Genomic DNA, 23,317 nt, shown 5'->3' with positions numbered 1-23,317 from the left:
AACCGTTCAGACGTCGGCGACGCCCGCGGTTTTCACCGTTCTGCGGTTCACCACGGCGGGTGCGGTTTCATCGAGAAAACAACTCAGTATGCCGGCACAGACCGCGCCGGCGGCCGCCAACCACATCACGCTGACCAAGCCGTAGCGATCGGCGATCAGCCCGGCGATAAACGGCGCCAGACAGCCGCCGATCACCTCGCCAATCCCCATCACCAGCCCCAATGCGGTAGCGATACGGGCAGGCGACACCGTTTCCGACGGAATGGTGGCCATAAACAGCGTGAAACAGCCAAGACCGGTATAAGACAGGAACACCAGCACGCCCAACAGCCACGGATTGTCGACGTAGCTCAGGAACAGCGGGCAGCACACCGCCAGCAGCGAAAAGAAGATCAGCGTCGGCTTGCGGCCGAGGCGGTCGGAAATCGCCGGCACCGCTACGCCCCAGAACACCCAGGCGGCGCCGATGGCGCTCATGATGCCGCCCATCGTGCCTTCGCCGAAACCGCGGTCGGTCACCAAAAAGTTGGGGGTGAAGGTAATGATGATCATGAACCAGGTAACGAACACGCAGGAGATCAGAATGCACAGCGCCACGTTCTTGATTTTAAACAGTTCGCCGTAAGCGCCTTTGTTCGCCGCCTTATCGGCCGCCGGTGCGGCGCTGAAAGCGGGATCCTTCTTGCCGTTCACATAGCGGTAGATCAGCCATGCCAGAATGATGCCCGGCACGGCGGTCAGATGAAACGCCATGCTCCAGCCCCACTTCTGCGCCAGATAGATGATCAACGGCGGCGCAATAATGCCGCCCAGCAGCCCCGGCGCCGCCCCCTGGATCAGCCCCATGTTGAAACCGCGGCGCTGCGGCTGCGATTTTTCCACCATCAGCGATTGCGCGATCGGCAGCACCGGCCCTTCGGCGATCCCCATCAGCGCGCGGAAGATCAATAACATGGCGAAACCGCTCACCCACCCCGACAGCGCGGAGAACAGCGAAAACACCAGGATCGACAGGATCAGCATCGGTTTACGGATATTAAAGCGATCGGCAATCGCCCCCAGCCCCGCACCGGACAGCGCCCAGGTCAACGCCAGCACCGCCGACAGCGTACCGAGATGCACATTGCTCAGCTTAAGATCGGCGGCGATCATCGGAAACAGAAAAGAGATAGTCAGGCGATCGACGAACACGCAGCCGAAGACGAAAAACAAAATGATCAGCAATCGGTTCTCTTCGCTTAATAACGCGCGTTGCCCTGGCGATTTATTCATAGCGTCAGTTGTCCATAAGTTAACTTATAAATGGCGATCGGCCACGACATAAGTCTGTTAAGCGCTCGGCCAAGCGGAAAGTTGGCCATCCGTCACGACAACAACTCATTAACATATTAACGATATAAACTTATCTCAAGCGGGAGGCATGTCAAACGACCAGTAGAAACGGTGACAGGAAATTGGTTCCGGCATTTTTCAAAGCGTGTGAATGAAATGAAAACAAATCAGTTAATTGTTTTTATTAATTAAAAAGTAAATCATCGGCACTTTTTATTTTATCGAATACGCCGACGCGCCGTGATTTATAAACAGGTTAACAAATAAAGATTAAGCATTGCTTATAAATATCCTCTCGCCAACGCGGTCACTCTCTGCTTTTTTATTATTTGAATCTGTTTACTTTATATCGCCCACAGCGCCGCCGATTAACTCCATTGTGTTAGTCAATAATCACGCCATGACATTATCAATGCTGAATAATAATAAAAGCGCAGGCCGTGACGGGAATCACAAACAGAACGCCCTTTAACGCCCTGCGAACGGGTTATTACCGGCGCGGCTAGCTTATGCCAACGCGATCCAACCCCGGATGGAAAAACGGCGGCATGATAAGCGGCAAGAAACAAGCAAGGAGATGAACATGACGACAGCACTGACAGAAGCCGGTTTCTGGCGCAAAACCGCCGACTCTTCATCACAGCGTGAGCCACGCGTGCTGATTCGGGTCTACGTTGACGAAGGCGAAATCGATCGCGCCATCGCGTTTTACGAACAGCTGCACGGCGTAACGGCGGACATGCGCTTCGATTTTCCCGAACATCGGCTGGTATTGGCGGCGGTGGGGCCGTTTCTGATCCTGGAAGGGGCGCAAGAGCAGTTGCGCCCTTTCCACAGCACCGTCGGCACGCTGCTGGTCGATGACATTTATCCCTACCACCAGCGGCTGCTGGCCGCCGGGGCCGAGATCTTCTTCGGCCCGGTGGAGGTGCCCACCGGCGCCTGTTTCAATGCACGCCTGCCGGACGGCACGACTGTCGAGTACGTGCATCACCGGCCGCGCGCGGGTGAATAAACCGCCTCAGGGCAGTACCGGCTTCATGGCGTAACGGCACAGATCCTTGCGCAGGCTGATCATATACAGCACGATCACCGCCGAGAACGGCAGGCCGCACAGCACCACCGCGGTCTGCATCGCGCTGAAGCTGCCGGCGTACAGCAGGCCGGCGCACACCAACGTGGTCACCGCCGCCCAAAATACCCGCAGCCAGGCCGGCGCGTCATCATGGGTGGAACCGCCCTGGCAAGAGAGATTGGCGATCATCAGCGTGCCGGAATCGACCGGCGTCAGGAACAGCACGAAGCTGATCACCACCACAAAGCCGGCGGTCAGCTGGCTATAAGGCAAGTATTCGAATAGCTTGAACACCGCCATCGGCGGATCGCTTTGCGCCACCTGCCCCAGGATCGCCTGCCCGCCTTCCAGTACCAGGCTGATGGCGGTATTGCCGAAGATCGACAACCACGCCAGCGTGAAGCCCAGCGGAATCAGCAACACGCCGAAAATCAGTTCGCGAATGGTGCGCCCTTTGGAAATACGCGCGATGAACAGCCCGACGAACGGCGCCCACGCCACCCACCAGGCCCAGTAGAACAGCGTCCAGGCGCCCTGCCATTGACGCGCCTTGCCGTACAGATACATGTCGAAGCTGCGGCTGACCAACGAAGTCAGATAATCGCCGAGGTTCTGCAACATGCCGTTGAGCAGATTCAGCGTCGGCCCGGCCAGAAATACGAACAGCAGCAGCAGGCACAAAAAACCGACGTTGATGTTCGACAGCATGGCGATGCCCTTCTCGACGCCGGTGACCGCCGCCAGCGTGGCCACCACCATCATCACCACGATCAGCGCCAGCAGCACACCGGTGCTTTGCGGGATATCGAACAGATAAAACAGCCCCGAGTTCACCAGCAGCGCGCCGATCCCCAGGTTGGTCACCATCGAAATCACCGTCACCAGAATGCCGAAGCTGTCCACCAGATGACCGACGCCGCCGTGAGTGCGTGCACCGAAGATCGGGTACAACGCAGAGCGCAGCGCCAGCGGCAGGCCGCGACAATAGGCGAAATAAGCCAGCGCGGTGGCGATCAGCGCGTACAGCGCCCAGCCGTGTAGCCCCCAGTGCAAAAAGGTCAGCGCCATCGCCTGCCGCGCCGCCTGCACGCTGCCGCCGCTGCCTTCCGGCGGCGACAGGAAATGATCCAGCGGTTCATAAGCGCCGTAATACACCAGCGCAATACCGATGCCCGACGAGAACAGCATCGCCACCCATGAGGGGTAGCTGAACTGCGGCGGCTCGTCGTCCTGGCTGAGGCGAATCTGGCCGAAGCGCGACAGCGCCAGCCAGAAGACAAACGCCATGCAGGCGACCATCAACAGCATGTAATACCAGCCGAACACGTCGGCTACCCAGCTTTGCGCGGCGTTCAACCACAACTTGCTGGCGGCAGGAAACAGCACGACCAGCGAACCCAGCAGCAGGATCACCGCCGCCGAGCCGAAAAATACCGGAACATTCAATCTGATAGGTTCTTCTTCAAGCGATGGGGGATTTTTCACTGTCATTGGCAGGCTTCCATGGTGCGAAAGACAGACGATTTAAATGCAACCTTTTGTTAACATTTTATCGTCATTTATTTGACATTTTTGCAGCATATAGAGTATTGATTGACCGTTCAATCAATCAAATCCAAAGTGTGATTGGCCTATCAGTTGAGGAAAATATGTACCGCAGAGACATTCCAGAGCAGCGTAAGGAGCAGCTGATTAACGCCGCTTTCGAAACCATCAACGTCGTCGGGTTGGCCGGCGTCACCCTGTCTCAGGTGGCGAAAGAAGCCGGGCTGTCGACAGGCATCGTCAGCCACTATTTCGGTGATAAAGAGGGGTTGCTCAGCGCCACCATGCGCAAAATCCTGCGCGATCTGCGCGATGCGGTGGCCGAATGCCGCGCGCAGGCGGCAAGCGACAGCCAGTCGCAGCTGTGCGCCATTATTCAGGGCAACTTCCACCCCAGCCAAACCAACGCGATTTCCATGCGCGCCTGGCTCGACTTCTGGGCCGCCAGCATGCACCAGCCGGTGCTGCGCCGCCTGCAACGCGCCAACGATCGGCGGCTCTATTCCAACATTTGCAGCCAGTTCCGCCGCGAGCTGCCGCTACCGCAGGCGCGTGACGCGGCGCGCGGGCTGGCGGCGATGATCGATGGGCTCTGGCTGCGCGGCAGCCTGGCCGGCGACGAGACCGATCTGCAACAGGACTGCCGCATCGCCTGCGACTACGTGGTGCAGCGGCTCAATGCCGCCCAGCCGGCGGGATAAACGGCACCGTCAGCGCGCTCCCTGCTCTTCGCTGTACTGGTTTTGCCACATCGCGGCGTAGCGGCCGTTCGCGGCCAGCAGCCCTTCGTGCCGCCCGCGCTCGACGATCTCCCCCGCCTCCAGCACGATGATTTCATCGGCGTCCACCACGGTGGAGAGGCGATGGGCGATCACCAACGTGGTATGGTTACGGCTCACCTCGCGCAGGTGCCCCTGGATCTCGCGTTCGGTCTGGGTATCCAACGCGCTGGTCGCTTCGTCGAACACCAGGATCGCCGGGTTTTTCAGGATGGTGCGCGCGATCGCCACCCGCTGTTTCTCACCGCCCGACAGCTTCAGCCCGCGTTCACCCACCCGGGTGTCGTAACCGTCGGGCAGACCGACGATGAAATCATGAATGTGCGCCAGCCGCGCCGCCCGTTCGATCTCCTCATCGCTGGAGCCGGTTTTGCCGTAGCCGATGTTGTAGCGCAGCGTATCGTTGAACAGCACCGTATCCTGCGGCACGATGCCGATCGCCTGGCGCAGACTGGCCTGGGTCAGCCGGCGAATGTCCTGGCCGTCGAGGGTAATGGCGCCGCCCTGCACGTCGTAGAAACGGAATAGCAGGCGCGACAGCGTGGACTTGCCGGCGCCGGAGGCGCCGACCACCGCCACCGTGTGGCCCGCCGGAATGGTAAAGCTCACCTGCCTGAGGATCGACCGGCGCACGTCGTAACCGAAGCTGACCGCATCGAACCGCACTTCGCCGCGGTCGAGACGCAGCGGCTGCGCATCCGGGCTATCGACGATCTCGCGCTCCTCTTGCAGCAGCTCGAACATGTTCTCCATGTCGATCAGCGCCTGTCGCACCTCGGCATAGATAAAGCCGAAGAAATTCAGCGGCTGATACAGCTGCAGCAGATAGGCGTTGACCAACACGAAGTCGCCAACCGTCAACCGCCCCTGCACGATGCCCTGCGCCGCCATCGCCATCATCACGATCAGCCCGATCGAGATCACCGCCGTCTGGCCGAGGTTCAGCGCGGTATAGCTGAACTGGCTCTTGATGGCGGCGTATTCATACAGCCTGCGCGACAGGTTGAAACGCTCGGCCTCGAACTCTTCATTACCGAAGTACTTCACGGTCTCATAATTCAGCAGGCTGTCGATGGATTTGCTGTTGGCGTCGGCGTTGGCCTGGTTGAGTTCGCGGCGAAAGCGGGTGCGCCAGCTGACCGCCAGCACGGTGAACAGAATGTAGCAGCCGACCGTCGTCAGGATCGCCAGCGCGAACCAGCCGTTCAGCATGTGCCACATGATCGCCGTGACCAGCGTGAGCTCAAACAGGATCGGCACGATGGAGAACAGCAGCCGCGACAGCACGGTGGACACCGCCTGGGTACCGCGCTCGATAGACAGCGACAGCCCGCCGGTCTGGCGCTCCAGGTGGAAACGCAGGCTCAGCGCATGCAGCTGGCGAAACACCCGCACGCCCAGCAGGCGAGTGGCGTTCTGGCTGACGTGGATAAACATCACGTTGCGCAGCTCTTCAAACAGCGCGCCGCCCACCCGCGCCACGCCGTACGCGACGATCAGCCCCAGCGGCACCGCCAGCATTTTCGCCGTCTCGCCGCTCAGCGCATCGACCATCGCTTTATAGGCCAGCGGCACCAGCGTGGTGCTGACCTTGGCAGCTACCATGAACACAAAGGCCACCACCAGATACCCCCGCAGCCGCGGGTTGTCTTTCGGCCACAGGTAGGGCAGCAGGAATTTCAGCAAGCGGGAACGATCCATCATGTAATATTCATCTTCTCGGTCGTGATCGCGGCGCACGGCCGCGCGGGGGTTATGATTTTGGCCTGGTCGGCGGCGAACGCCGCGGCCATCCCGTTTTCCTGCGCCGGCAACTCAGCATCATCCGTCAGGAGAAGCGGCCGCCACTCGGGCAAAGTTCAGGCATGGAGGAGACAATCACATGACTCACACTTATGCAAAGCGCTTTGCGCAGGTCTTTGACTATATCGACCGCCACCTGGACGAGGCGCTCACCGTCGAAAAACTGAGCGAAGTGGCCCACTTTTCGCGCTTTCACTTTCAACGCCAGTTTAGCGCGTATTGCGGCATCTCGGTGTGGCGTTACATCCAGTGGATGAGGCTCAAACGCGCCTCTTATCGCCTGGCGTACAACCCGCTGGAGCCGGTGATTGACATCGCGCTGGACGCCGGTTTTCAAAACCCGGAGTCCTTCAGCCGCGCCTTCAAACAAGCGTTCAGCCAAACGCCGAGCCAGTTCCGCAAACAGCCGGCCTGGATCGATTGGCAGCAGCGCTTTCCCGAACCGAAACACAGAAGGAAACACCCCATGAAGGTAGACATTGTCGACTTCCCGGCCACGCCGGTGGCGATGATAGAACATCGCGGCCCGTCCGCGCTGGTCAACGACACCGCCGCGCGTTTTATCGAGTGGCGCAAAACCAGCGGCCTGTCGCCGGTCAGAAGCAGCCGCACGTACGGCATCGCGCCGCACGATCCGGCCACCACCGAAGCGCAGGACTTCCGCTTCTATATCTGCGGTGAGGTCACCGCGCCGATCCCGGAGGACAACGCCTTCGGCGTGGTGAACGGCATGCTGCCGGCCGGACGCTGCGCGGTGCTGCGCCATCACGGCTCGCAGGATAGGCTCTCGGAAAGCGCCCGCTACCTGTACCGCGAGTGGTTGCCGGCCAACGGCGAGGAGCTACGCGATTTTCCGCTCTATTTCCACTACCACAACTTCGTACACGAGGTGGCGGAATATGAACTGGTGACCGATCTTTATCTGCCGCTGAAATAGCGAAAATGAGGCTCCGCAAGGAGCCTGATGTTAATGACAAACCTGATGCCGTCGCCAGATTTACAGAAGGCAACGGATAAAAAATAAGGAAAATCAATTTATTGATTTTCGGCTGATAACCACAAAGGAAGAAAAACCACGCTTTTTCCTCCTTTGTCTACAGTCTAAGGCTCCGCAGGGAGCCTGATTGACGTTAACAGGACGGCGAAGATCCTTGCGGCGGCAGATAGCGCTGCGGATCGAGCGCAGTGGCGCGATAGCGAATTTGGAAATGCAGGAACACCGAGTCGGTGCCGGTGCTGCCCATGGTGCCGATCTTCTGCCCCGCTTTCACATCCTGGCCGTTGCGCACCAGCGTGGTGTCGTTGTGCGCATAGGCGGTAATGAAGTCTTCGCCGTGCTTTATCATGATCAGGTTGCCGTAGCCGCGCAGCTGATTGCCGACATACACCACTTTACCCTTGGCGGAAGCGTAGATCGGCTGGCCGCGATTGCCGCCAATGTCGATCCCCTTATTGCCACCGTCGCCGTTGGAATACGCCTGCACAATCCGGCCGCTGGCCGGCCAGCGCCAGCAACGCGCGGCGCCCGGCGGCGGCGTCTGTTTGACGATCGCGGCGGAAGAAGAAGAGGACGTTTTACGGCGCGTGGCAGCGGTTTTGGTCGGCGCGCCGCCGCTCAACCGCAGTTTCTGCCCCACTTCCAGGCTATAGGGCGGGCGTATCTTGTTGATTCTGGCCAGATCGCTGACTTCGCTGTCGGTGATCCAGGCGATGTAATACAACGTATCACCCCGTTTAACCGTGTAGGACTTGCCGGTGTAGCTGCCCTTCGGCAGTTTGTCGTAGTCACGGTTGTAGGTGTTTTTCCCCGAACACCCGGCCAACAGCAGCCCCAATGTCAGACACACCGCGATGCGGCGCCACCCCGCCAGTTTGCTTCCTGTGCTCAAATCCTGTCCCCAGTCGTCGTTTCGGTTCTGATACGCGTCAGCCGCACAGTGTAACATTTGCGCCGGGTCAGTCAAAAACCCCCGGACGGTCTATGCTAAACAGGTAAGGATGACTGATTAATTACCCAACGACGAAATGGAGTACTGTCATGTTGAACCTCGACCGCAATAATCTGCCCCTCCTGAGCGAAGAACTGCTCAAAAAGCAACGTACCACCCTGCTGATCATCGCCTTTCTACTGCTGGCGGGCGGCATACTGTGTCTGGTTAATCCCTTAGCCTCCGGCGCGGCATTGAGCATCGTGGTCGGCGTCCTGCTGCTGTTGAGTGGCGCCGGGCTGATTATCGCCATGATCGCCAACCGGGCGCAGAATACCTGGCCGATGATCGGCGGCATTCTGTTGGGCGTGGCCTACCTGATTATCGGCTATCTGTTCATCACCAGCCCGTTGGCGGGCATTTTGGCGCTGGCGGTATACCTCGCCGTGCTGTTTGCGCTCGGCGGCATTGCGCGCCTGACGGCGGGCTATATGCGCCGCGGGCTGCCGGGCAACTGGCTGCAGTTCGTTATTGGCGTGCTCGATTTGATCATCGCCTGGATGCTGATCGGCTCGGGCCCGGCGGCGTCGGTCACGCTGGTGACGGCGATCGTCGGCATCGAAATGCTGGTCAGCTCCTTCGCGCTGTTCCAGGCGGCAAATCTGTTTAAACGCGCCTGACTTTCGCTTCCGCCGCCCGACAACGGCGGCGGTTTTCACCGTGTTCACGCCGTTTTCCCCTACACTGAGAAGAGGAAACGGCCGCCGGCGCGATGTTAACCGGCAGCAGCGGTTTTCGGCAACACGAAGTCAACCCGTCGATTCTTGGCCCGGCCTGTCGGCGTGTCGTTGGAAGCCACCGGCTCAGCCTCACCTTTTCCCCGCTCACTCAGACGAGATTTTTCTACGCCATGTGCGATCAGCCAAGCAGCCACCGCACGTGCGCGTCGCAGCGACAAATCCTGATTATATTTATCGCTGCCCACCGCATCGGTATGCCCCTCGATCACCACCTTTCCTACCGGTTCGGCAGCGATAAATTGCGCCACCTGTTGCAGCGCAGGCTCTGCTTTAGCGGCAATCGCATCGCTGTCGAAGGCGAACAGCACATCGCTGCGCATCGATAACGTTACGGCATTTTTGCTGTTTCTGACGGAAATGTCGGCGGACTGTTTAGCCAAATCCGCTGCCTTACTCTGCAGATCCAGGACACCGGCATTCAGCCCCGAGGGCAAACCAACCAAATCCAGCCGGGTGGCCTTGAGATTGAGTATCACCGGTTTCCCAACCGATGCCGGCTCTCCGCTGTCAGCCCATGAACCGAATGACACCAGCCCAATGGCTAGCACCCCGCCCACGCAGGCGGCTTTCCTGAGGCCGTTCATCGCTCAACGATCCGTAATGGCTATCGGCCCGAGCGGCTCGACGTTGGCGATCGTCAGGTACACCTCCTTCACGTCAGGTGGAGGCGCAGGGAAGCTGCCAAACCAGGTGGCGACATAGGGAATGCCTGAGCTTGAGCTGAATGACACGCTGGGAGAGGTCAGTGGGACATTGTTGCTATCGGTAAGCAGCAGGTATTTTTTATTACCCACCAGAATATAGAAGGATTTCTCAAGACTGCTTTTATCGAGGCTGCTATACAAGCCTTGTCCGTTAAGGTTGTCTTTCAACCCTTTGAAACGCACCTTGATGGTCAGGATTTCACCGTGACGCACGGCTTCGGTCACTTGCGCTTCGGCCACGCCGCTGCTGACGATCCCGGTAGCCAACGGTGTCGCCGGGGGATCCTCCGCAAACGCCATGCCGGGAAGCATTATCGAAGCAAACAGGCAGGAAATGAGGAGTTTTCTGGCATGCTGCATGATCGGAGTCCTTATTCAGGGGGAATTGAAGATTGTTCTTTCAATAATCTGGCAATTCCACTGCGGTCACCTTGTCCCGGAATTATAGTAAAGCATCTCATATTCATGAGAGTTATCCCCGAAAGCGTAACCGTGGTCACGTTACGCATCCGCATTAATTCTCTCTCCGTCAGCGCTGCTTTTGCTGTATGCCCCCGCACCATGCAGGCATTTCCTGCTGCTCATCCCCTCTGCTGTTCACTCCACTTTACGACCGCCGTCACACCTCGCCACCGCCAAATTGCGTTGGTTATAGAGTCGTCTACAATTCAATCGAATTACCCCCTACAACATCAGAAATTATTATTATTAGAGGTGATTATGTTACAGAAACACGAAAACGTAATAAGTATGACTGTACTAAGCCCGCAAGCCACCCAACAGCTGATGCCTTCGTTTTCCTCCTTGCCCCACACGCAACACGCCGACGGCAAGTATCGCCTGCGCCGCTATTCGGTCGTTAAATACCTCAACCCCAACGTCGTCGAAGTGGGGCCGCGCACCTTTATGCAATCCGATGAGATCAACCACTTCCAGGGCAACGTGGTGCGCCGCTTCGAGCCTATCGACAGCGCCGTACTGCAAAGCGCCGGCATGGAAGAGATGTGCAACCTGTTTGCGGAGAGCAACGAGCTGCCGGAAGGCACCGAGATAGAGATCCACCAGATGCGCGTGGTCGCCATCGAGAAAGACACCCAGGTGGCGCCGGAAGGCATTCACCAAGACGGCTTCGACCACATCGCGATGATCGCCATTCACCGCCACAATATCGTCGGCGGCGAAATCATGCTGTACGACGACAGCCACCACGATCCTTTCTTTAAAAAAGCGCTGGCGGACGGTGAAGCCGTGCTGCTGGCGGACAGTAAACTGTGGCATAACGCCACGCCGATCAACGCCGTGAGCCCGAAAGAAGAAGGCCATCTGGACCTCTTTGTCCTCACCGCCCGGGGAGAGAAAGCATGACCTTCACCCCCGAGCTCGCCCGACGCCAATTCAGCGCCCTGTCCCAGCAGATCGACGGCAAACCGGTGATCTTTTTCGACGGCCCCGGCGGTTCGCAGGTTTCACGGGGCGTGCTGGAAAAAATGACGGACTACCTGGGGAAATACAACGCCAACCTGGGCGGGCACTATTTTTCCAGCCAGGCCACCGGTGAGGTGATGAGCCAAGCGCGGGAATCAGTGCGCGCCTTGTTAAATGCGCCGTCGCCCGACAACATCGCCTTCGGCATGAACATGACCACGCTGACTTTTCATCTCAGCCGTATCATCAGCCGCGATTGGCGGGCCGGCGATGAGGTCATCGTCACCGCGCTGGATCACTACGCCAACGTTTCCAGCTGGCAGCAGGCCGCCGCCGATAAAGGGGCTGTGTTGCATCAAATACCGCTGGAAAGCGCCGACTGCGCGTTGGACGCCGCAAAAGTGTGTGAGCGCATCAACGCCAACACCCGCCTGGTGGCGGTGAGCTACGCCTCCAACGTCACCGGCAGCATCGTCGATATCAAAACCATCGTCGAAGCCGCGCATCGGGTGGGCGCGCAGGTCTATGTCGACGCCGTACACTACGCGCCGCACAACCTGATCGACGTACAGGCGTTGGGCTGCGACTTCCTGGTCTGCTCCGCCTACAAGTTCTTTGGCCCGCACGTCGGCATGGCCTACATCGCGCCGCAGTGGCTGCAACGCCTGCGGCCGTATAAAGTCGAGCCGGCCACCGATGTCGGCCCCGGACGTTTCGAAACCGGTACGCAGAGCTTCGAAGCGCTGGCCGGCGTCACGGCGGCGATCGACTATCTGGCGCAGTGGGGCACGCCGGGTGCGCCATTGAGGCAGCGCTTGCAGGAGAGTTTCGCCGCCTATCACCGCCATGAAGAGGCGCTGTGCAGCCACTTTTTACAGCGGTTGCAGCAACTCGACGGCGTCAGGCTCTACGGCAATCCGCAGGCGAACAGCGCACGCCGCACGCCGACCTTTGCCCTGACCTTCAGCGGCCACACACCTGACGCGATCGCCCGCCGTCTGGGGCAGCGCAATATCTGCGCCGGCAGCGGGCATTTCTATGCGCTGGGCCTGGTTCAGCAATTGGGGTTGCAGGACGGCGGCGTGCTGCGCATCGGCATGATGCACTACAACACCCAGAGCGAGATCGATACGCTGTTCGAGGTGATCGCCGAAGACATCTTCAGTTAACCCGCCACATCGGCCCGTTCAGCACCTCTGGCGGGCCGCAACAAAATCCAAAATAACTCAACTTTTGTCCTGTCTTCCACCGTAAACCACCCTATACTGACCATCGGTCATTAAGGATAGAATGCCGATAGCTCCGCTGTTGGCGTTACCGCACAACAGTGATAGGGGGAGATCATATGGTGTTATCGCGTTTAACCACCGCGGCGCTGGCGCCGGTACTGCGTCCGCTCTTGCCAAGGCTGGCTATCGCCACCCTGGCCGCGGCGTTGTCCGGCCTGGCGGCGTTGTGCGCATTGTGGTGTCTCGTCCAGTTCATCGCCGATCTTACGACGAACTGGATTCTCGCGGCTTTAGGCCTGTGGATCGCCGCCGCCGTACTGACATCCTTCGCCTCCTGGCTGGCGCACGATACGGAAGCGAAGTTTGCAGCCCGGCTGCGGCGAAGGGCCGCCAATCATTTGGTTCGCTTGCCCGCCGGCGCGTTAGCCCGACATAGCGGCGATGTGCTGCGGCGCCTGGTGTCGGACGATATCGCCGCATTGCACCACATGATCGCGCACCTTCCCGCCGAGATTTCCACATTCGTGATTGTTCCCCTGGCCTCTATCGCGCTGCTGCTGGCGATCGCCGGCCCCATCGCGCTGCTGGCCCTGCTGCCCGGCGTGATTGCGGCGTTGTACTACCTGGTGTTGATGCCACGTTTATCGGCGCGCCACGGCGCCGAACGCATGAAAGTGATGAGCGAGATTGTGACGGCGGTCGATGACTACGCGCGCGGTATCCGCGTCAACCGCATTTATGGCACCCAATCGGGCGCACTGGCCGCCTATCGCAACGCCACCACGCGATTCACCCAAGGCATGGTCGCCTGGGTCCGTAAAGTCGCGACGCCTGCCGCGCTGGCCGTGGCGCTGATGCAAGCCGCCACCACTTTCGCCATCGCCTACGCAGTGGCGTATCGGCAGGACACATCGATTCTGGCCGCAACCCTATTCTTCAGTCTGGCTATCGTCACCCCAGCGCTAAAACTCGGACATGGACTGGATTACGTTGCCGCCGGCCGCGCTGCGGCCAAGCGGATCGCGACATTGCTGCTTGAACCAACGCTGCCTGCCGGAAACGCTTCACTGCCGGCAGCGCCTCTTTCGATTGAGGCCGCGCATGCCGTGCTGGCAGTGGCAGACCGCCGCATACTTGACGGGCTGAGTTACCGCTTCATGCCGGGGATGCTGACCGCGATCACCGGCGCCAGCGGCTCGGGCAAGACCACGCTGCTGAGAGCGCTGGCGGGCCTGGAACCGCTGCAAGGCGGCCATATCTTCCTGGCGCAATGCGACATTGCGCCGCTGGATGAACAGACTCGCCACGACGCCGTGCTGCTGTTGCCCCAGGGGGGCGACGTATTGCCAGCCAGCGTGCGCGAAAATCTGGCGCTATCCTCACCGGAAGCAACCGATGAACAATACATTGACGCACTGCGCCAGGCGCAAATTACTCTCGATCTGGACACGGATACCGGGCAACTGTCCGGCGGTGAGCGTCAGCGCGTAGGGCTGGCGCGCGCTTTCCTCAGCCACGCGCCGGTGCTCCTGCTGGACGAACCGACCAGCGCGTTGGATGCCGCCACCGCCAAACGTTTGATTGAAGCATTGCACACACTGGCCCACCGCCAGCAAAAAACCGTCGTGGTGGTCACGCATGACCCCGCGCTGGCCGCCGGTGCCGATGCCCTGCTCGCGTTAACGCCTGCGACACACGAAGGAGCTCTGGTATGAACCCGACATCCCCTGACCGTTCATCCTCTCTGCCACCGGTGGCTCGCCGCCGCTTGTTTACGGTCGGTCTGGCTTGGGTCGGCGTAGCGGCTATCGAAGCGGCCACCTATACCTTGCTGGCGCTGACGATTATCCGGCACGCCTCGCCCGAGTGGGTGTTTGTCGCCGCCGCCGTCGCCGTGCTGGCAACCATCTTAACCACGCGAGCCGGGTTTCTCTCCGGAACGCGGCTGGCAGGCGACCTCTATGCATTGCTCGGCGATGCCTTGGCGCGCGCCAAGCTCTCTTGGTTCACTCATGAGCACCGCGCCCGCGTGGCTCTCATGGCGGGCCGCGGCATTCCCGGCTTTATGAGCATTCCCGCGCATCAGCTGCAAACATTTCTGCACGCACCGTTGATGCCGCTTTTCCTGCTGTTCGGCATGGGCATGTTGGCCGGGACCGGCACCGCGCTGATGGCCGGCGCCCTGCTGATTCTGGCGCTCCTGGCACAATATCTGGCGCAGCGTGCGCTCGCTCGTGCCGACAAACAGCGGCACACGGCCGATGAGAACGCCACGCAGGCTACGTTGGAGTTGGTCGATCACCTGGAACTTTTGCGTACCGCCGCTGGGCCAAAACGCGCGGTCGAACGCCTTGAGCAGCGCTGGCAAGCGCAAGAATCCGCCCTGGCGGCCACCAACCGCGCCGCCGCCGGCGCCGTGCTGGCCGCCTTCCTGGCCAGTGTCTTGCCGCTGGCGGGCATGGCCGCCTTTGCCGCATTAGCCGGATTGCACGATCCGGCGCTCATTTTGGCGCTGCTGGTCATGACGGGCCGGGCTGCCGCACCGCTGGGCGAGTTGGCGCTGGCCGGCATCGGTCTCAACGATTTGCGCGCCGCCGTGCAGGATTACCGTCAGATCACGGCCGCACCGGCGCTAGCCGAACCGACAACAAACGCCGCCCAGTCGCCACATGGTCATCACCTTTCCGTGAAACATATTAGCCACGCCCCGGTTCTCGACAGCATCAGCCTTGAGATCCCGCCGGGTTCAAAAGTGTGGGTAGCCGGCGCCAGCGGCAGTGGTAAAAGCACCCTACTGGCGTTGCTGATGCGCTTCGACGACCCGCAGCAGGGGCATATCTCGCTGGGCGGCACCCCGTTAACACAAATGCACTACGCCGATCTGGCTACCCATATCGCCTATGTCTCCCAGGAACCGATCGTGTTTTCCGGCTCACTGGCGGAAAACGTTCGCCTCGGCAACCCGCTGGCATCGGAACAGGATGTGGAGCGGGCAATGCGGCAGGCCGCTCTGGGGCCGCTCATCGAACGTTCACCTCTAGGGATCCACCAAAGCGTGGGGCACCAGGGCAGCGCTTTATCGGGAGGGGAACGCCAGCGGGTGGCGCTGGCCCGCGCCTTGCTCAAGCAGGCGCCGATACTGATCCTGGACGAAGCCACTTCGGCGCTGGATGAAAAAACCGAACGGGAAGTGGCTCACGTCGTGCGCGCGCTGCCTGTTACCGTTATCATGGTCACCCATCGTGACGCGGCGCTCTGGCAGCCGACTCATACCTTGTTCCTGCCAGGCTCCCCGACCGCGGCCAACGCAACATAACGGTAAGCCAGAACATGACGACAAGCTCCGGCCGCAAGGGCCCGGCAAGCAAGAAAACGACGACACCCGCCGCGGCGACAGTGCGGCGGCGCACCCGCGCGCCACAGGTGAGACGAGCGGCGTTGTTAGACGCTGCGGAAAAACTGTTTCTCACTCATGGCGTCACCACCACCAGCGTCGAAGAGATCGCCGCCGCCGCCCAAGTCGCCAAAGGCACCTTCTACCTCTATTTCAAATCACGCGACGCCATCCTCAATGCGCTGCAGCAACGCTTTATGTCGGCATTTTGCGTGCGGATCGAACAGGCACAGATGGCGTGTGAACCAAAGGATTGGGACGCACGCCTGAATGCCTGGTTCCTCTGCGCGCTAGAGGGGCTTTTGGGGCAGGTGATGCTGCACGATATGCTGTTTCATGACGTGCGCCCCGCCGATGATCGCCAGCTGATGGCCAACAATCCGGTCATCGGACAGCTGACCGAGTTGCTGCACGCCGGCGTGCGGGCCGGCGCCTGGGAACTTGCCGACGCTCGCAGCATGGCCATTATGATGTTTCACGCCATGCACGGGCTCGCCGACGAGGCCGTAGCACAGGGCAAAGCGGAACAGCGCGTTTCGCTCGCCTATCAGCTGGCGCAAACCTTTGGCAAAGCGCTGCGCCCCGCCACGGCGGCAGCAACCTGAATTTGTGACGTTGGCGGCCGGCAAGAGGCCGAGCAGCGCTGTCCTGTGCGTCTGTCTCTGAACGCACGCTCGCCGGCCTTTTCAACCATGAAGATCAACGGCGCAGGGATTCCCACCGCCGGCGCTACCTTGCCTTCAGACCGCAACGACATGCGCAGAAAAGCGTACTTTACTGCCTGTATGAAACTGGAAGGCTGGGAAAACAAAAACCAGGTGACGGGGTTATTGGCGTTTCTGTTTAACTCGCGGGGAATCAACGACGCAGGGCAAAAACTGAAACGACGCGACAGAGCTCGGTTTAGTGCTTTACCAGGAAAGAATGAGCCAGCGTTGAAGATAAGGTGAGTGGTACTTGGAGCGGGTGAAGGGAATCGAACCCTCGTATGCAGCTTGGGAAGCTGCCGTTCTACCATTGAACTACACCCGCATCGGTGTGCGACAGGCATTATAACCGGTTATCGGCGGCGGGCAAGCGGAGATGGTGCGTAACTGTCGATGTTTTAAGCGGTTAAGTGCAGCGGGCGAAAAAAAACCGGTGCAGTCGCCTGCACCGGTTGTTTCACGCTAAACGGAATTATTTCTGTGGGCGCATCGCCGGGAACAGAATCACGTCGCGGATAGTGTGGCTGTTGGTGAACAGCATCACCATGCGGTCGATACCGATACCCAGACCGGCGGTCGGCGGCAGGCCGTGCTCCAGCGCGGTGACGTAGTCTTCGTCGTAGAACATCGCTTCGTCGTCGCCGGCGTCTTTCGCGTTCACCTGATCGGCGAAGCGCTGCGCCTGGTCTTCGGCGTCGTTCAGCTCAGAGAAGCCGTTGCCGATTTCACGGCCGCCGATGAAGAACTCGAAGCGGTCGGTGATTTCCGGGTTAACGTCATTACGGCGCGCCAGCGGCGACACCTCAGCCGGGTACTCGGTGATGAAGGTCGGCTGAATCAGATGACTTTCCGCCACTTCTTCGAAGATCTCGGTCACGACGCGGCCCAGACCCCAGCTCTTCTCAACCTTGATGCCGATGGATTCGGCGATGGCCACCGCTTTGCCCATGTCGGCCAGGTCAGCCAGATCGGTTTCCGGACGGTATTTCTTGATCGCCTCGGTCATGGTCAGCTTCTCGAACGGTTTGCCGAAGTCGAACACTTCGTCGCCGTATTGCACCTGAGAGGTGCCCAGCACTTTCTCGGTCAGGGTGCGGAACAGCGTCTCGGTCAGCTCGATCAGGTCTTTGTAATCCGCGTAAGCCATATAGAGTTCCATCATGGTGAACTCTGGGTTGTGACGCGGAGAAACGCCTTCGTTACGGAAGTTGCGGTTGATTTCGAACACGCGCTCAAAGCCGCCGACCACCAGACGCTTCAGATACAGTTCCGGTGCGATGCGCAGGTACATGTCGATATCCAGCGCATTGTGGTGCGTGATGAACGGACGCGCGGACGCGCCGCCCGGGATCACCTGCATCATCGGGGTTTCGACTTCCATGAAGCCGCGTTCCACCATGAAGTTACGAATAGCAGACATCACCTGAGAACGCACTTTGAACGTGTTGCGCGATTCTTCGTTGGCGATCAGATCCAGGTAACGCTGGCGATAACGGGTTTCCTGATCCGCCAGGCCGTGGAATTTGTCCGGCAGCGGACGCAGCGCTTTGGTCAGCAGGCGCAGTTCGGTGCAGTGGATCGACAGTTCGCCGGTCTTGGTTTTGAACAGCTTGCCGCGCGCGCCGAGGATATCGCCCAGGTCCCACTTCTTGAACTGATCGTTGTACACGCCTTCAGCCAGATCGTCGCGCGCGACGTACAGCTGAATGCGCCCACCCACGTCCTGCAGCGTAACGAAGGATGCCTTGCCCATAATGCGGCGGGTCATCATGCGGCCGGCGACGGTCACTTCTACGCCCAGCGCTTCCAGCTCTTCGTTGTCTTTATCGCCGTAAGCGGCGTGCAGTTTGTCGGAGGTGGAGTCGCGACGGAAGTCGTTCGGGAACGCAATGCCGTTCTCGCGCAGGCCGACCAGTTTCTCGCGGCGGGACTGCAGTTCGTTATTGAGATCCAGCGCCTGATCGGCGCCCTGTACTTGTTGTTCAGACATTTCTATTCCTCATAACCCGGCTTTCAAACTTGCCTCAATGAATTTATCCAGGTCGCCATCCAGTACGGCCTGCGTGTTACGCGTTTCGACGTTGGTGCGCAAATCCTTGATGCGGGAGTCATCCAGCACGTAAGAACGGATTTGGCTGCCCCAGCCGATGTCGGACTTGTTGTCTTCCATCGTCTGCTTATCAGCATTTTTCTTTTGCATCTCAAACTCGTACAGCTTGGCTCGCAGCTGTTTAAACGCTTGATCCTTGTTCTTATGCTGAGAACGATCGTTCTGGCACTGCACCACGATGTTGGTTGGCAGGTGAGTAATACGTACGGCGGATTCGGTTTTGTTGACGTGCTGACCGCCCGCACCGGAGGCGCGGTACACGTCGATACGCAGATCCGCCGGGTTGATTTCGATATCGATATCGTCGTCGACTTCCGGGTAAATGAACACCGAGCTGAACGAGGTGTGGCGACGGCCGCCGGAGTCGAACGGGCTCTTGCGCACCAGGCGGTGAACGCCGGTTTCAGTGCGCAACCAGCCAAACGCGTAGTCGCCGATGATCTTGATGGTGGCAGACTTCAGGCCCGCGACGTCGCCGTCGGACTCTTCGATCACTTCGGTCTTGAAGCCCTTGGCTTCGGCCCAGCGCAGGTACATGCGCAGCAGCATGCTGGCCCAGTCTTGCGCTTCGGTGCCGCCGGAACCGGCCTGGATATCCAGGTAGCAGTCGGCGCTGTCGTATTCGCCGGAGAACATGCGGCGGAATTCCAACTGATCCAGCTTGCTCATCAGTTGATCCAGCTCGGCGACCGCTTCGTTGAAGGTCTCTTCGTCGTCGGCTTCCACCGCCAGTTCCAGCAGCCCGCCGACGTCTTCGCCGCCCTGCTCCAGTTGATCGATGGTTTCAACGATGGCTTCCAGCGCGGCGCGCTCTTTGCCGAGCGCCTGTGCGCGCTCCGGCTCGTTCCAAACGTCTGGCTGCTCCAGCTCGGCGTTGACTTCTTCTAGGCGTTCCTTCTTGGCATCATAGTCAAAGATACCCCCTAAGAACCGCAGTCCGCTCGGACAGGTCCTGAATTCGGTTTTTTACCGGGTTAATTTCAAACATGGTTTCGTTCTTTTACGTTGATGTCGTCGATGGCGGAATGCCATTGGAACCGCCAATTCTAACGGATCCGGGCGCCAGTTTATAGCGAGTTGGTCAGTTTTTGTGGCGATCGGGCGACAAAGCGGGTGGCAGGGAGAGCAGGAATTTCGCCAGCGTTTTATTACCGGCGCCACCCACACCGCTAAGCTGTTCAAGTATTGAGCAAGGTAGTCATTGAGACTATAGTCGCTATGATGACTCACAGGGACAGGCGGTGCCAAAATGGACATTTTCGTCACGGATGATTTCGACAAATTTATGAAGAAAAATCGCATCGTCGATCAAAAGGTTTGCACGGCGGCTCACGAACTCGCTCACGGTAAGCATGACGGCGATCTGGGCGGCGGCGTCTACAAGAAGCGCATTTCGCTCAATCGGGGTAAACGGGGTGGCGCCCGATCCATCGTGGCGTTTAAACGCGGACATCATCAGTATTTTGTTGATGGGTGGCTGAAAAACACCGTAAAACAGAGCGGTGCAAAAGAAATCAACGATGATGAATTGGCAACCTATCGCGAGCTCGCCAGAGATTTTCTTGCCATGCCGCCGGAAATTATCAAACGAGCCATCGATAGCGGCTACTTGCGAGAGGTGAAATGCGATGACTGATAATCGCCTGCTCAGACTGCAAAAAATGGCGCAGCGTTTTAATGAGATCGGTGCGGTGTCAGACGACACCGTGCGCAACATCGCCGCGCGTGTACATGCGCAGGAACAACATGCCCGGCGTGAACAGCAAGAGCAAATGGACGGCGCACGCATCAAAATGCTGCGCAGACGGCTCGGCCTGAGCCAGGCCGATCTGGCTGCCGTGGTCAACATGTCGACCACCAGCGTACAAAAATGGGAACGTAACGCGGTAAAACCCCAGGGAGCCGCGCTCAGAATGCTGGAAATTATCGAACAGAAAGGGGTCGCCAGCCTGATCATCTCGCCACGAAACTGATGGACGTTCGTGCACCGGTCACTTACCGATGCACGAACGTCAATTTCGCCTCAGCGCGGCCAAAGATGCTGGATCAGCAACTGCACATTGCGGTTGCCGCGAAACTCGTTGACGTCGAGTTTGTAGGCCAGTTCCACTTCGCGCACGCTGCTGTCCGGCCACAGCGTAGTGTCCACGTTGAAAGCGATGCCGTCGAGCAGCGGGCCGCCACCGAGCGGTTCCACCATCAGCTTGAGGTGCTTTTCACCCACCAGCCGCTGCTGCAGGATGCGGAACTTGCCGTCGAAGGTCGGTTCCGGGAACGCCTGGCCCCACGGGCCGCCCTCGCGCAGCAACTCCGCCGTCGTCAGCGACAGCTCCTGCATCGCCAGTTCGCCGTCGGACCAAATCACCCCTTCCAGCATCGCCGGATCGAGCCATTCCCCCACCAGATCGCCGAAGCGCTGGCGGAACTCGTCGAATTTGGCCTCTTCCAGCGACAGCCCGGCCGCCATCGCGTGGCCGCCGAACTTCATCATCAGACCCGGGTTCAGCATATCCAGCCGCTCCAGCGCGTCGCGCATGTGCAGGCCGGGCACCGAACGGCCGGAACCTTTCAGGATGCCGTCACCCGCCGGCGCGAACGCGATCACCGGGCGGTGGAAACGCTCTTTGATGCGTGAAGCGAGGATACCCACCACGCCCTGATGCCATTCCGGGTGATACATCGCCAGCCCGTAAGGCAGCTCGGTGCTGGTGCGCTCCAGTTGGTCGCACAACTGCAAGGCCTCCACCTGCATGCCCTGCTCGATCTCGCGCCGCGTCTGGTTCAGCGCGTCGAGATCGTTGGCCAGCATGCGCGCCTGCGCGATGTCGTCGCTCAGCAGCAGCGCCACGCCGATCGACATGTCGTCCAGCCTGCCGGCGGCGTTGAGCCGTGGGCCGAGGGCGAAACCGAGATCGTTGGCCGCCAGCTGGCGGGCGTCGCGGTTGGCCACCTCAAGCAGCGCGCGGATGCCCGGACGGCATTTGCCGGCGCGGATGCGGTTTAACCCCTGATACACCAGAATGCGGTTGTTGGCGTCCAACGGCACCACGTCGGCCACGGTGCCGAGCGCCACCAGATCCAGCAGTTCCGCCAGATTGGGCATCGCCAGGACGCGCTGTTCGAACCAGCCGCTGTCCCGCAGCCGGGCGCGCAGCGCCAGCATCAGGTAGAACGCGACGCCCACCCCGGCCAGCGATTTGGAGGGGAAGGCGCAGCCGCGCAGGTTGGGATTGACGATCGCTTCGGCCGCCGGCAGGGTCTCGCCCGGCAGGTGGTGATCGGTCACCAGCACCTGCATGCCCTTGGCGTGCGCTACGTCGACGCCGGCGTGGGAGGAGATGCCGTTATCGACGGTGACGATCAGCTCCGCGCCGCGCGCCGCCGCCTGCTCCACCACTTCGGGGCTCAGGCCGTAGCCGTCTTCGAAGCGGTTCGGCACCAGGTAGTCGACGGCTGCGCCGCCCATGCTACGCAGCGCCAACACCGTCAGCGCGGTGCTGGTGGCACCGTCGGCGTCGAAATCGCCCACCACCATGATGCGACGACCGTCGGCCAGCGCCTGTTGCAGCAGGCTGACGGCGTCGTCGATGCCGTCCAGCTGTTGCCAGGGCAGCATGCCTTTGACGCCGCGCTCCAGCTCCTGCTCAGCCTGCACGCCGCGCAGGGCGTAAAGCCGGCGCAGCAACGGCGGCAAACTGGCGGGCAGATGCGTGTCGTCCGCCGCCGGGCGGCGGCGTAGTTGCGTTTTGATACTCACCGGCGATTAACCACCGGCTTTGGTGGCGGCCTGGTGCGCGTCCAGCATGGCGGCCATCTCTTTCGGCCCCTGATAGCCTGGGATCATCATGCCATTTTCCAGAATGATCGCCGGCGTGCCCTGAATGCCGAACTGCACGCCCAGCTCGTAATGCTTGCTGATGTCGGTTTTGCAGGTCGCCGGGGAAATCGCGTCGCCCTTCATGGCGGCGTCGAACGCCTTGGCCTTGTCGGCGGTGCACCAGATCGACTTCATGTCTTTCTCCGCCTGGGAGGCCAGCCCCTGACGCGGGAACGCCAGGTAACGTACGGTGATGCCCAGATCGTTGTACTCTTTCATCTGCTGGTGCAGCTTGTGACAGTAACCGCAGGTGATGTCGGTGAACACGGTGATCACGTGTTTCTCTTTCGGCGCTTTGTAGACGATCATCTGATCTTTCAGCGCGTCCATCTTGCTGCTCAGCAGTTGGTTGGTCACGTTGACCGGCTCTTTGCCGCTGACGTCGAACAGCGGGCCCTGCAGGATGTGCTTGCCGTCTTCGGAGGCGTACAACACGCCGCTGTCGGTCAACACGGTTTTCAGGCCGTTAACCGGCGAAGGCTGCACGTCCGCCTGCTGGATGCCCAGGCTGGCGAGCGCTTTTTTGATCGCCGCGTCATCGGCATGGGCCGCACCGGTCACCGAAGCCACCAGCAGAGAGAGCAGCATTAAACCTTTTTTCATTGTTCC

At 60.0% G+C, this 23,317-nt stretch carries 22 protein-coding genes and 1 tRNA gene; 12 read left to right on the top strand and 11 right to left on the bottom strand.

All coding sequences use genetic code 11. The features are described 5' to 3' along the window. Nucleotides 1-6 precede the first annotated feature (6 nt). Nucleotides 7-1,272 (bottom strand): MFS transporter, encoded by a 1,266-nt coding sequence (locus BHU62_RS16705; protein WP_073533002.1) that lies wholly within the window; start codon nucleotides 1,270-1,272, stop codon nucleotides 7-9. 643 nt (nucleotides 1,273-1,915) lie between these two features. Here BHU62_RS16705 and BHU62_RS16700 point away from each other — a divergent pair. Beyond that, nucleotides 1,916-2,347, top strand: a complete 432-nt coding sequence (locus BHU62_RS16700) for a VOC family protein (RefSeq protein ID WP_073533001.1) — start codon at nucleotides 1,916-1,918, stop codon at nucleotides 2,345-2,347. Nucleotides 2,348-2,353: 6 nt separating this feature from the next. Here the strand turns inward: BHU62_RS16700 and BHU62_RS16695 are convergent, their stop codons facing one another. Further along, nucleotides 2,354-3,898 (bottom strand): BCCT family transporter, encoded by a 1,545-nt coding sequence (locus BHU62_RS16695; protein WP_073533000.1) that lies wholly within the window; start codon nucleotides 3,896-3,898, stop codon nucleotides 2,354-2,356. A 158-nt stretch (nucleotides 3,899-4,056) separates the two neighbouring features. On the opposite strand from BHU62_RS16695, the gene betI reads away from it, so the two are divergent. Further along, nucleotides 4,057-4,653, top strand: a complete 597-nt coding sequence (betI, locus tag BHU62_RS16690; protein WP_073532999.1) for a transcriptional regulator BetI — start codon at nucleotides 4,057-4,059, stop codon at nucleotides 4,651-4,653. Nucleotides 4,654-4,662: 9 nt separating this feature from the next. Here the strand turns inward: betI and BHU62_RS16685 are convergent, their stop codons facing one another. Beyond that, on the bottom strand, nucleotides 4,663-6,432 hold the full coding sequence (locus BHU62_RS16685; protein ID WP_073533037.1) for an ABCB family ABC transporter ATP-binding protein/permease: 1,770 nt from the start codon (nucleotides 6,430-6,432) through the stop codon (nucleotides 4,663-4,665). Between the two features lie 181 nt (nucleotides 6,433-6,613). On the opposite strand from BHU62_RS16685, the gene BHU62_RS16680 reads away from it, so the two are divergent. Further along, complete coding sequence (locus tag BHU62_RS16680; RefSeq protein WP_073532998.1) at nucleotides 6,614-7,471, top strand: AraC family transcriptional regulator; 858 nt, start codon at nucleotides 6,614-6,616, stop codon at nucleotides 7,469-7,471. A 193-nt stretch (nucleotides 7,472-7,664) separates the two neighbouring features. Here BHU62_RS16680 and actS read toward each other — a convergent pair whose 3' ends face one another. Beyond that, nucleotides 7,665-8,423 carry an amidase activator ActS gene (gene actS, locus BHU62_RS16675; RefSeq protein WP_073532997.1) on the bottom strand — a complete coding sequence of 253 codons (759 nt, stop codon included), beginning with the start codon at nucleotides 8,421-8,423 and terminating at the stop codon, nucleotides 7,665-7,667. A 149-nt stretch (nucleotides 8,424-8,572) separates the two neighbouring features. On the opposite strand from actS, the gene BHU62_RS16670 reads away from it, so the two are divergent. Beyond that, nucleotides 8,573-9,142: an HdeD family acid-resistance protein gene (locus BHU62_RS16670; protein ID WP_073532996.1), complete on the top strand. Its 570-nt coding sequence runs from the start codon at nucleotides 8,573-8,575 to the stop codon at nucleotides 9,140-9,142. Between the two features lie 95 nt (nucleotides 9,143-9,237). Here the strand turns inward: BHU62_RS16670 and BHU62_RS16665 are convergent, their stop codons facing one another. Both BHU62_RS16665 and BHU62_RS16660 read right to left on the bottom strand, forming a co-directional pair. Next, nucleotides 9,238-9,846, bottom strand: a complete 609-nt coding sequence (locus tag BHU62_RS16665; protein WP_073532995.1) for an OmpA family protein — start codon at nucleotides 9,844-9,846, stop codon at nucleotides 9,238-9,240. Nucleotides 9,847-9,849: 3 nt separating this feature from the next. Next, the gene (locus tag BHU62_RS16660; RefSeq protein ID WP_073532994.1) at nucleotides 9,850-10,326 is read right to left on the bottom strand and encodes a hypothetical protein; all 477 of its coding nucleotides are present in this window, start codon (nucleotides 10,324-10,326) and stop codon (nucleotides 9,850-9,852) included. A 390-nt stretch (nucleotides 10,327-10,716) separates the two neighbouring features. Between BHU62_RS16660 and BHU62_RS16655 the strand changes: the two genes are divergently transcribed. The 6 genes from BHU62_RS16655 (at nucleotide 10,717) to BHU62_RS16630 (ending at nucleotide 16,964) form a co-directional block, all read left to right on the top strand. Next, nucleotides 10,717-11,331 (top strand): 2OG-Fe dioxygenase family protein, encoded by a 615-nt coding sequence (locus BHU62_RS16655; protein ID WP_236720684.1) that lies wholly within the window; start codon nucleotides 10,717-10,719, stop codon nucleotides 11,329-11,331. Continuing rightward, a complete protein-coding gene (locus BHU62_RS16650; RefSeq protein WP_073532992.1) occupies nucleotides 11,328-12,560 on the top strand; it encodes a cysteine desulfurase-like protein in 1,233 nt (410 codons plus the stop codon). The genes BHU62_RS16655 and BHU62_RS16650 overlap by 4 nt, the downstream gene beginning before the upstream one ends. 176 nt (nucleotides 12,561-12,736) lie before the next feature. Continuing rightward, a complete protein-coding gene (locus BHU62_RS16645) occupies nucleotides 12,737-14,335 on the top strand; it encodes an ATP-binding cassette domain-containing protein (protein WP_073532991.1) in 1,599 nt (532 codons plus the stop codon). Then, the gene (locus BHU62_RS16640; RefSeq protein ID WP_073532990.1) at nucleotides 14,332-15,936 is read left to right on the top strand and encodes an ATP-binding cassette domain-containing protein; all 1,605 of its coding nucleotides are present in this window, start codon (nucleotides 14,332-14,334) and stop codon (nucleotides 15,934-15,936) included. The genes BHU62_RS16645 and BHU62_RS16640 overlap by 4 nt, the downstream gene beginning before the upstream one ends. 14 nt (nucleotides 15,937-15,950) lie before the next feature. Then, complete coding sequence (locus tag BHU62_RS16635) at nucleotides 15,951-16,619, top strand: TetR/AcrR family transcriptional regulator (protein WP_078062078.1); 669 nt, start codon at nucleotides 15,951-15,953, stop codon at nucleotides 16,617-16,619. Nucleotides 16,620-16,664: 45 nt separating this feature from the next. Next, the gene (locus BHU62_RS16630) at nucleotides 16,665-16,964 is read left to right on the top strand and encodes a hypothetical protein (RefSeq protein ID WP_139282291.1); all 300 of its coding nucleotides are present in this window, start codon (nucleotides 16,665-16,667) and stop codon (nucleotides 16,962-16,964) included. A gap of 8 nt (nucleotides 16,965-16,972) precedes the next feature. Here BHU62_RS16630 and BHU62_RS16625 read toward each other — a convergent pair. From BHU62_RS16625 to prfB, 3 genes are all read right to left on the bottom strand, one after another. Next, nucleotides 16,973-17,046, bottom strand: a tRNA-Gly gene (locus BHU62_RS16625). 147 nt (nucleotides 17,047-17,193) lie between these two features. Continuing rightward, nucleotides 17,194-18,711 carry a lysine--tRNA ligase gene (lysS, locus tag BHU62_RS16620; protein WP_073532987.1) on the bottom strand — a complete coding sequence of 506 codons (1,518 nt, stop codon included), beginning with the start codon at nucleotides 18,709-18,711 and terminating at the stop codon, nucleotides 17,194-17,196. 9 nt (nucleotides 18,712-18,720) lie between these two features. Beyond that, nucleotides 18,721-19,819 (bottom strand): peptide chain release factor 2 gene (prfB, locus tag BHU62_RS16615; protein ID WP_096242572.1). Its coding sequence is split into 2 segments (ribosomal slippage): nucleotides 18,721-19,743 and nucleotides 19,745-19,819, totalling 1,098 coding nucleotides; the frame shifts between segments, so codons are not numbered across the junction. Nucleotides 19,820-20,080: 261 nt separating this feature from the next. Here prfB and BHU62_RS16610 point away from each other — a divergent pair. Beyond that, on the top strand, nucleotides 20,081-20,467 hold the full coding sequence (locus BHU62_RS16610) for a type II toxin-antitoxin system RelE/ParE family toxin (protein WP_073532986.1): 387 nt from the start codon (nucleotides 20,081-20,083) through the stop codon (nucleotides 20,465-20,467). Beyond that, nucleotides 20,460-20,804, top strand: coding sequence for a helix-turn-helix domain-containing protein (locus tag BHU62_RS16605; RefSeq protein WP_073532985.1), 345 nt, complete (start codon nucleotides 20,460-20,462; stop codon nucleotides 20,802-20,804). Before BHU62_RS16610 ends, BHU62_RS16605 begins: the two co-directional genes overlap by 8 nt. A gap of 50 nt (nucleotides 20,805-20,854) precedes the next feature. Here BHU62_RS16605 and recJ read toward each other — a convergent pair whose 3' ends face one another. After that, the gene (gene recJ / locus BHU62_RS16600; protein ID WP_073532984.1) at nucleotides 20,855-22,588 is read right to left on the bottom strand and encodes a single-stranded-DNA-specific exonuclease RecJ; all 1,734 of its coding nucleotides are present in this window, start codon (nucleotides 22,586-22,588) and stop codon (nucleotides 20,855-20,857) included. A gap of 6 nt (nucleotides 22,589-22,594) precedes the next feature. Then, complete coding sequence (gene dsbC, locus BHU62_RS16595) at nucleotides 22,595-23,311, bottom strand: bifunctional protein-disulfide isomerase/oxidoreductase DsbC (protein WP_038871236.1); 717 nt, start codon at nucleotides 23,309-23,311, stop codon at nucleotides 22,595-22,597. Nucleotides 23,312-23,317: the final 6 nt, after the last annotated feature.

The sequence above is a fragment of the Serratia marcescens genome, from assembly GCF_001902635.1.
Lineage (GTDB): Bacteria > Pseudomonadota > Gammaproteobacteria > Enterobacterales > Enterobacteriaceae > Serratia > Serratia marcescens_F.
This window is presented reverse-complemented; position numbering and strand designations above follow the sequence as displayed.

Coding starts and splice junctions, on each gene's coding strand:
- BHU62_RS16705 (WP_073533002.1), bottom strand. CDS start 1,272: ATGAATAAATCGCCAGGGCAACGCGCGTTATTAAGCGAAGAGAACCGA.
- BHU62_RS16700 (WP_073533001.1), top strand. CDS start 1,916: ATGACGACAGCACTGACAGAAGCCGGTTTCTGGCGCAAAACCGCCGAC.
- BHU62_RS16695 (WP_073533000.1), bottom strand. CDS start 3,898: ATGACAGTGAAAAATCCCCCATCGCTTGAAGAAGAACCTATCAGATTG.
- betI (WP_073532999.1), top strand. CDS start 4,057: ATGTACCGCAGAGACATTCCAGAGCAGCGTAAGGAGCAGCTGATTAAC.
- BHU62_RS16685 (WP_073533037.1), bottom strand. CDS start 6,432: ATGGATCGTTCCCGCTTGCTGAAATTCCTGCTGCCCTACCTGTGGCCG.
- BHU62_RS16680 (WP_073532998.1), top strand. CDS start 6,614: ATGACTCACACTTATGCAAAGCGCTTTGCGCAGGTCTTTGACTATATC.
- BHU62_RS16670 (WP_073532996.1), top strand. CDS start 8,573: ATGTTGAACCTCGACCGCAATAATCTGCCCCTCCTGAGCGAAGAACTG.
- BHU62_RS16665 (WP_073532995.1), bottom strand. CDS start 9,846: ATGAACGGCCTCAGGAAAGCCGCCTGCGTGGGCGGGGTGCTAGCCATT.
- BHU62_RS16660 (WP_073532994.1), bottom strand. CDS start 10,326: ATGCAGCATGCCAGAAAACTCCTCATTTCCTGCCTGTTTGCTTCGATA.
- BHU62_RS16655 (WP_236720684.1), top strand. CDS start 10,717: ATGACTGTACTAAGCCCGCAAGCCACCCAACAGCTGATGCCTTCGTTT.
- BHU62_RS16650 (WP_073532992.1), top strand. CDS start 11,328: ATGACCTTCACCCCCGAGCTCGCCCGACGCCAATTCAGCGCCCTGTCC.
- BHU62_RS16645 (WP_073532991.1), top strand. CDS start 12,737: ATGGTGTTATCGCGTTTAACCACCGCGGCGCTGGCGCCGGTACTGCGT.
- BHU62_RS16640 (WP_073532990.1), top strand. CDS start 14,332: ATGAACCCGACATCCCCTGACCGTTCATCCTCTCTGCCACCGGTGGCT.
- BHU62_RS16635 (WP_078062078.1), top strand. CDS start 15,951: ATGACGACAAGCTCCGGCCGCAAGGGCCCGGCAAGCAAGAAAACGACG.
- lysS (WP_073532987.1), bottom strand. CDS start 18,711: ATGTCTGAACAACAAGTACAGGGCGCCGATCAGGCGCTGGATCTCAAT.
- BHU62_RS16610 (WP_073532986.1), top strand. CDS start 20,081: ATGGACATTTTCGTCACGGATGATTTCGACAAATTTATGAAGAAAAAT.
- BHU62_RS16605 (WP_073532985.1), top strand. CDS start 20,460: ATGACTGATAATCGCCTGCTCAGACTGCAAAAAATGGCGCAGCGTTTT.
- dsbC (WP_038871236.1), bottom strand. CDS start 23,311: ATGAAAAAAGGTTTAATGCTGCTCTCTCTGCTGGTGGCTTCGGTGACC.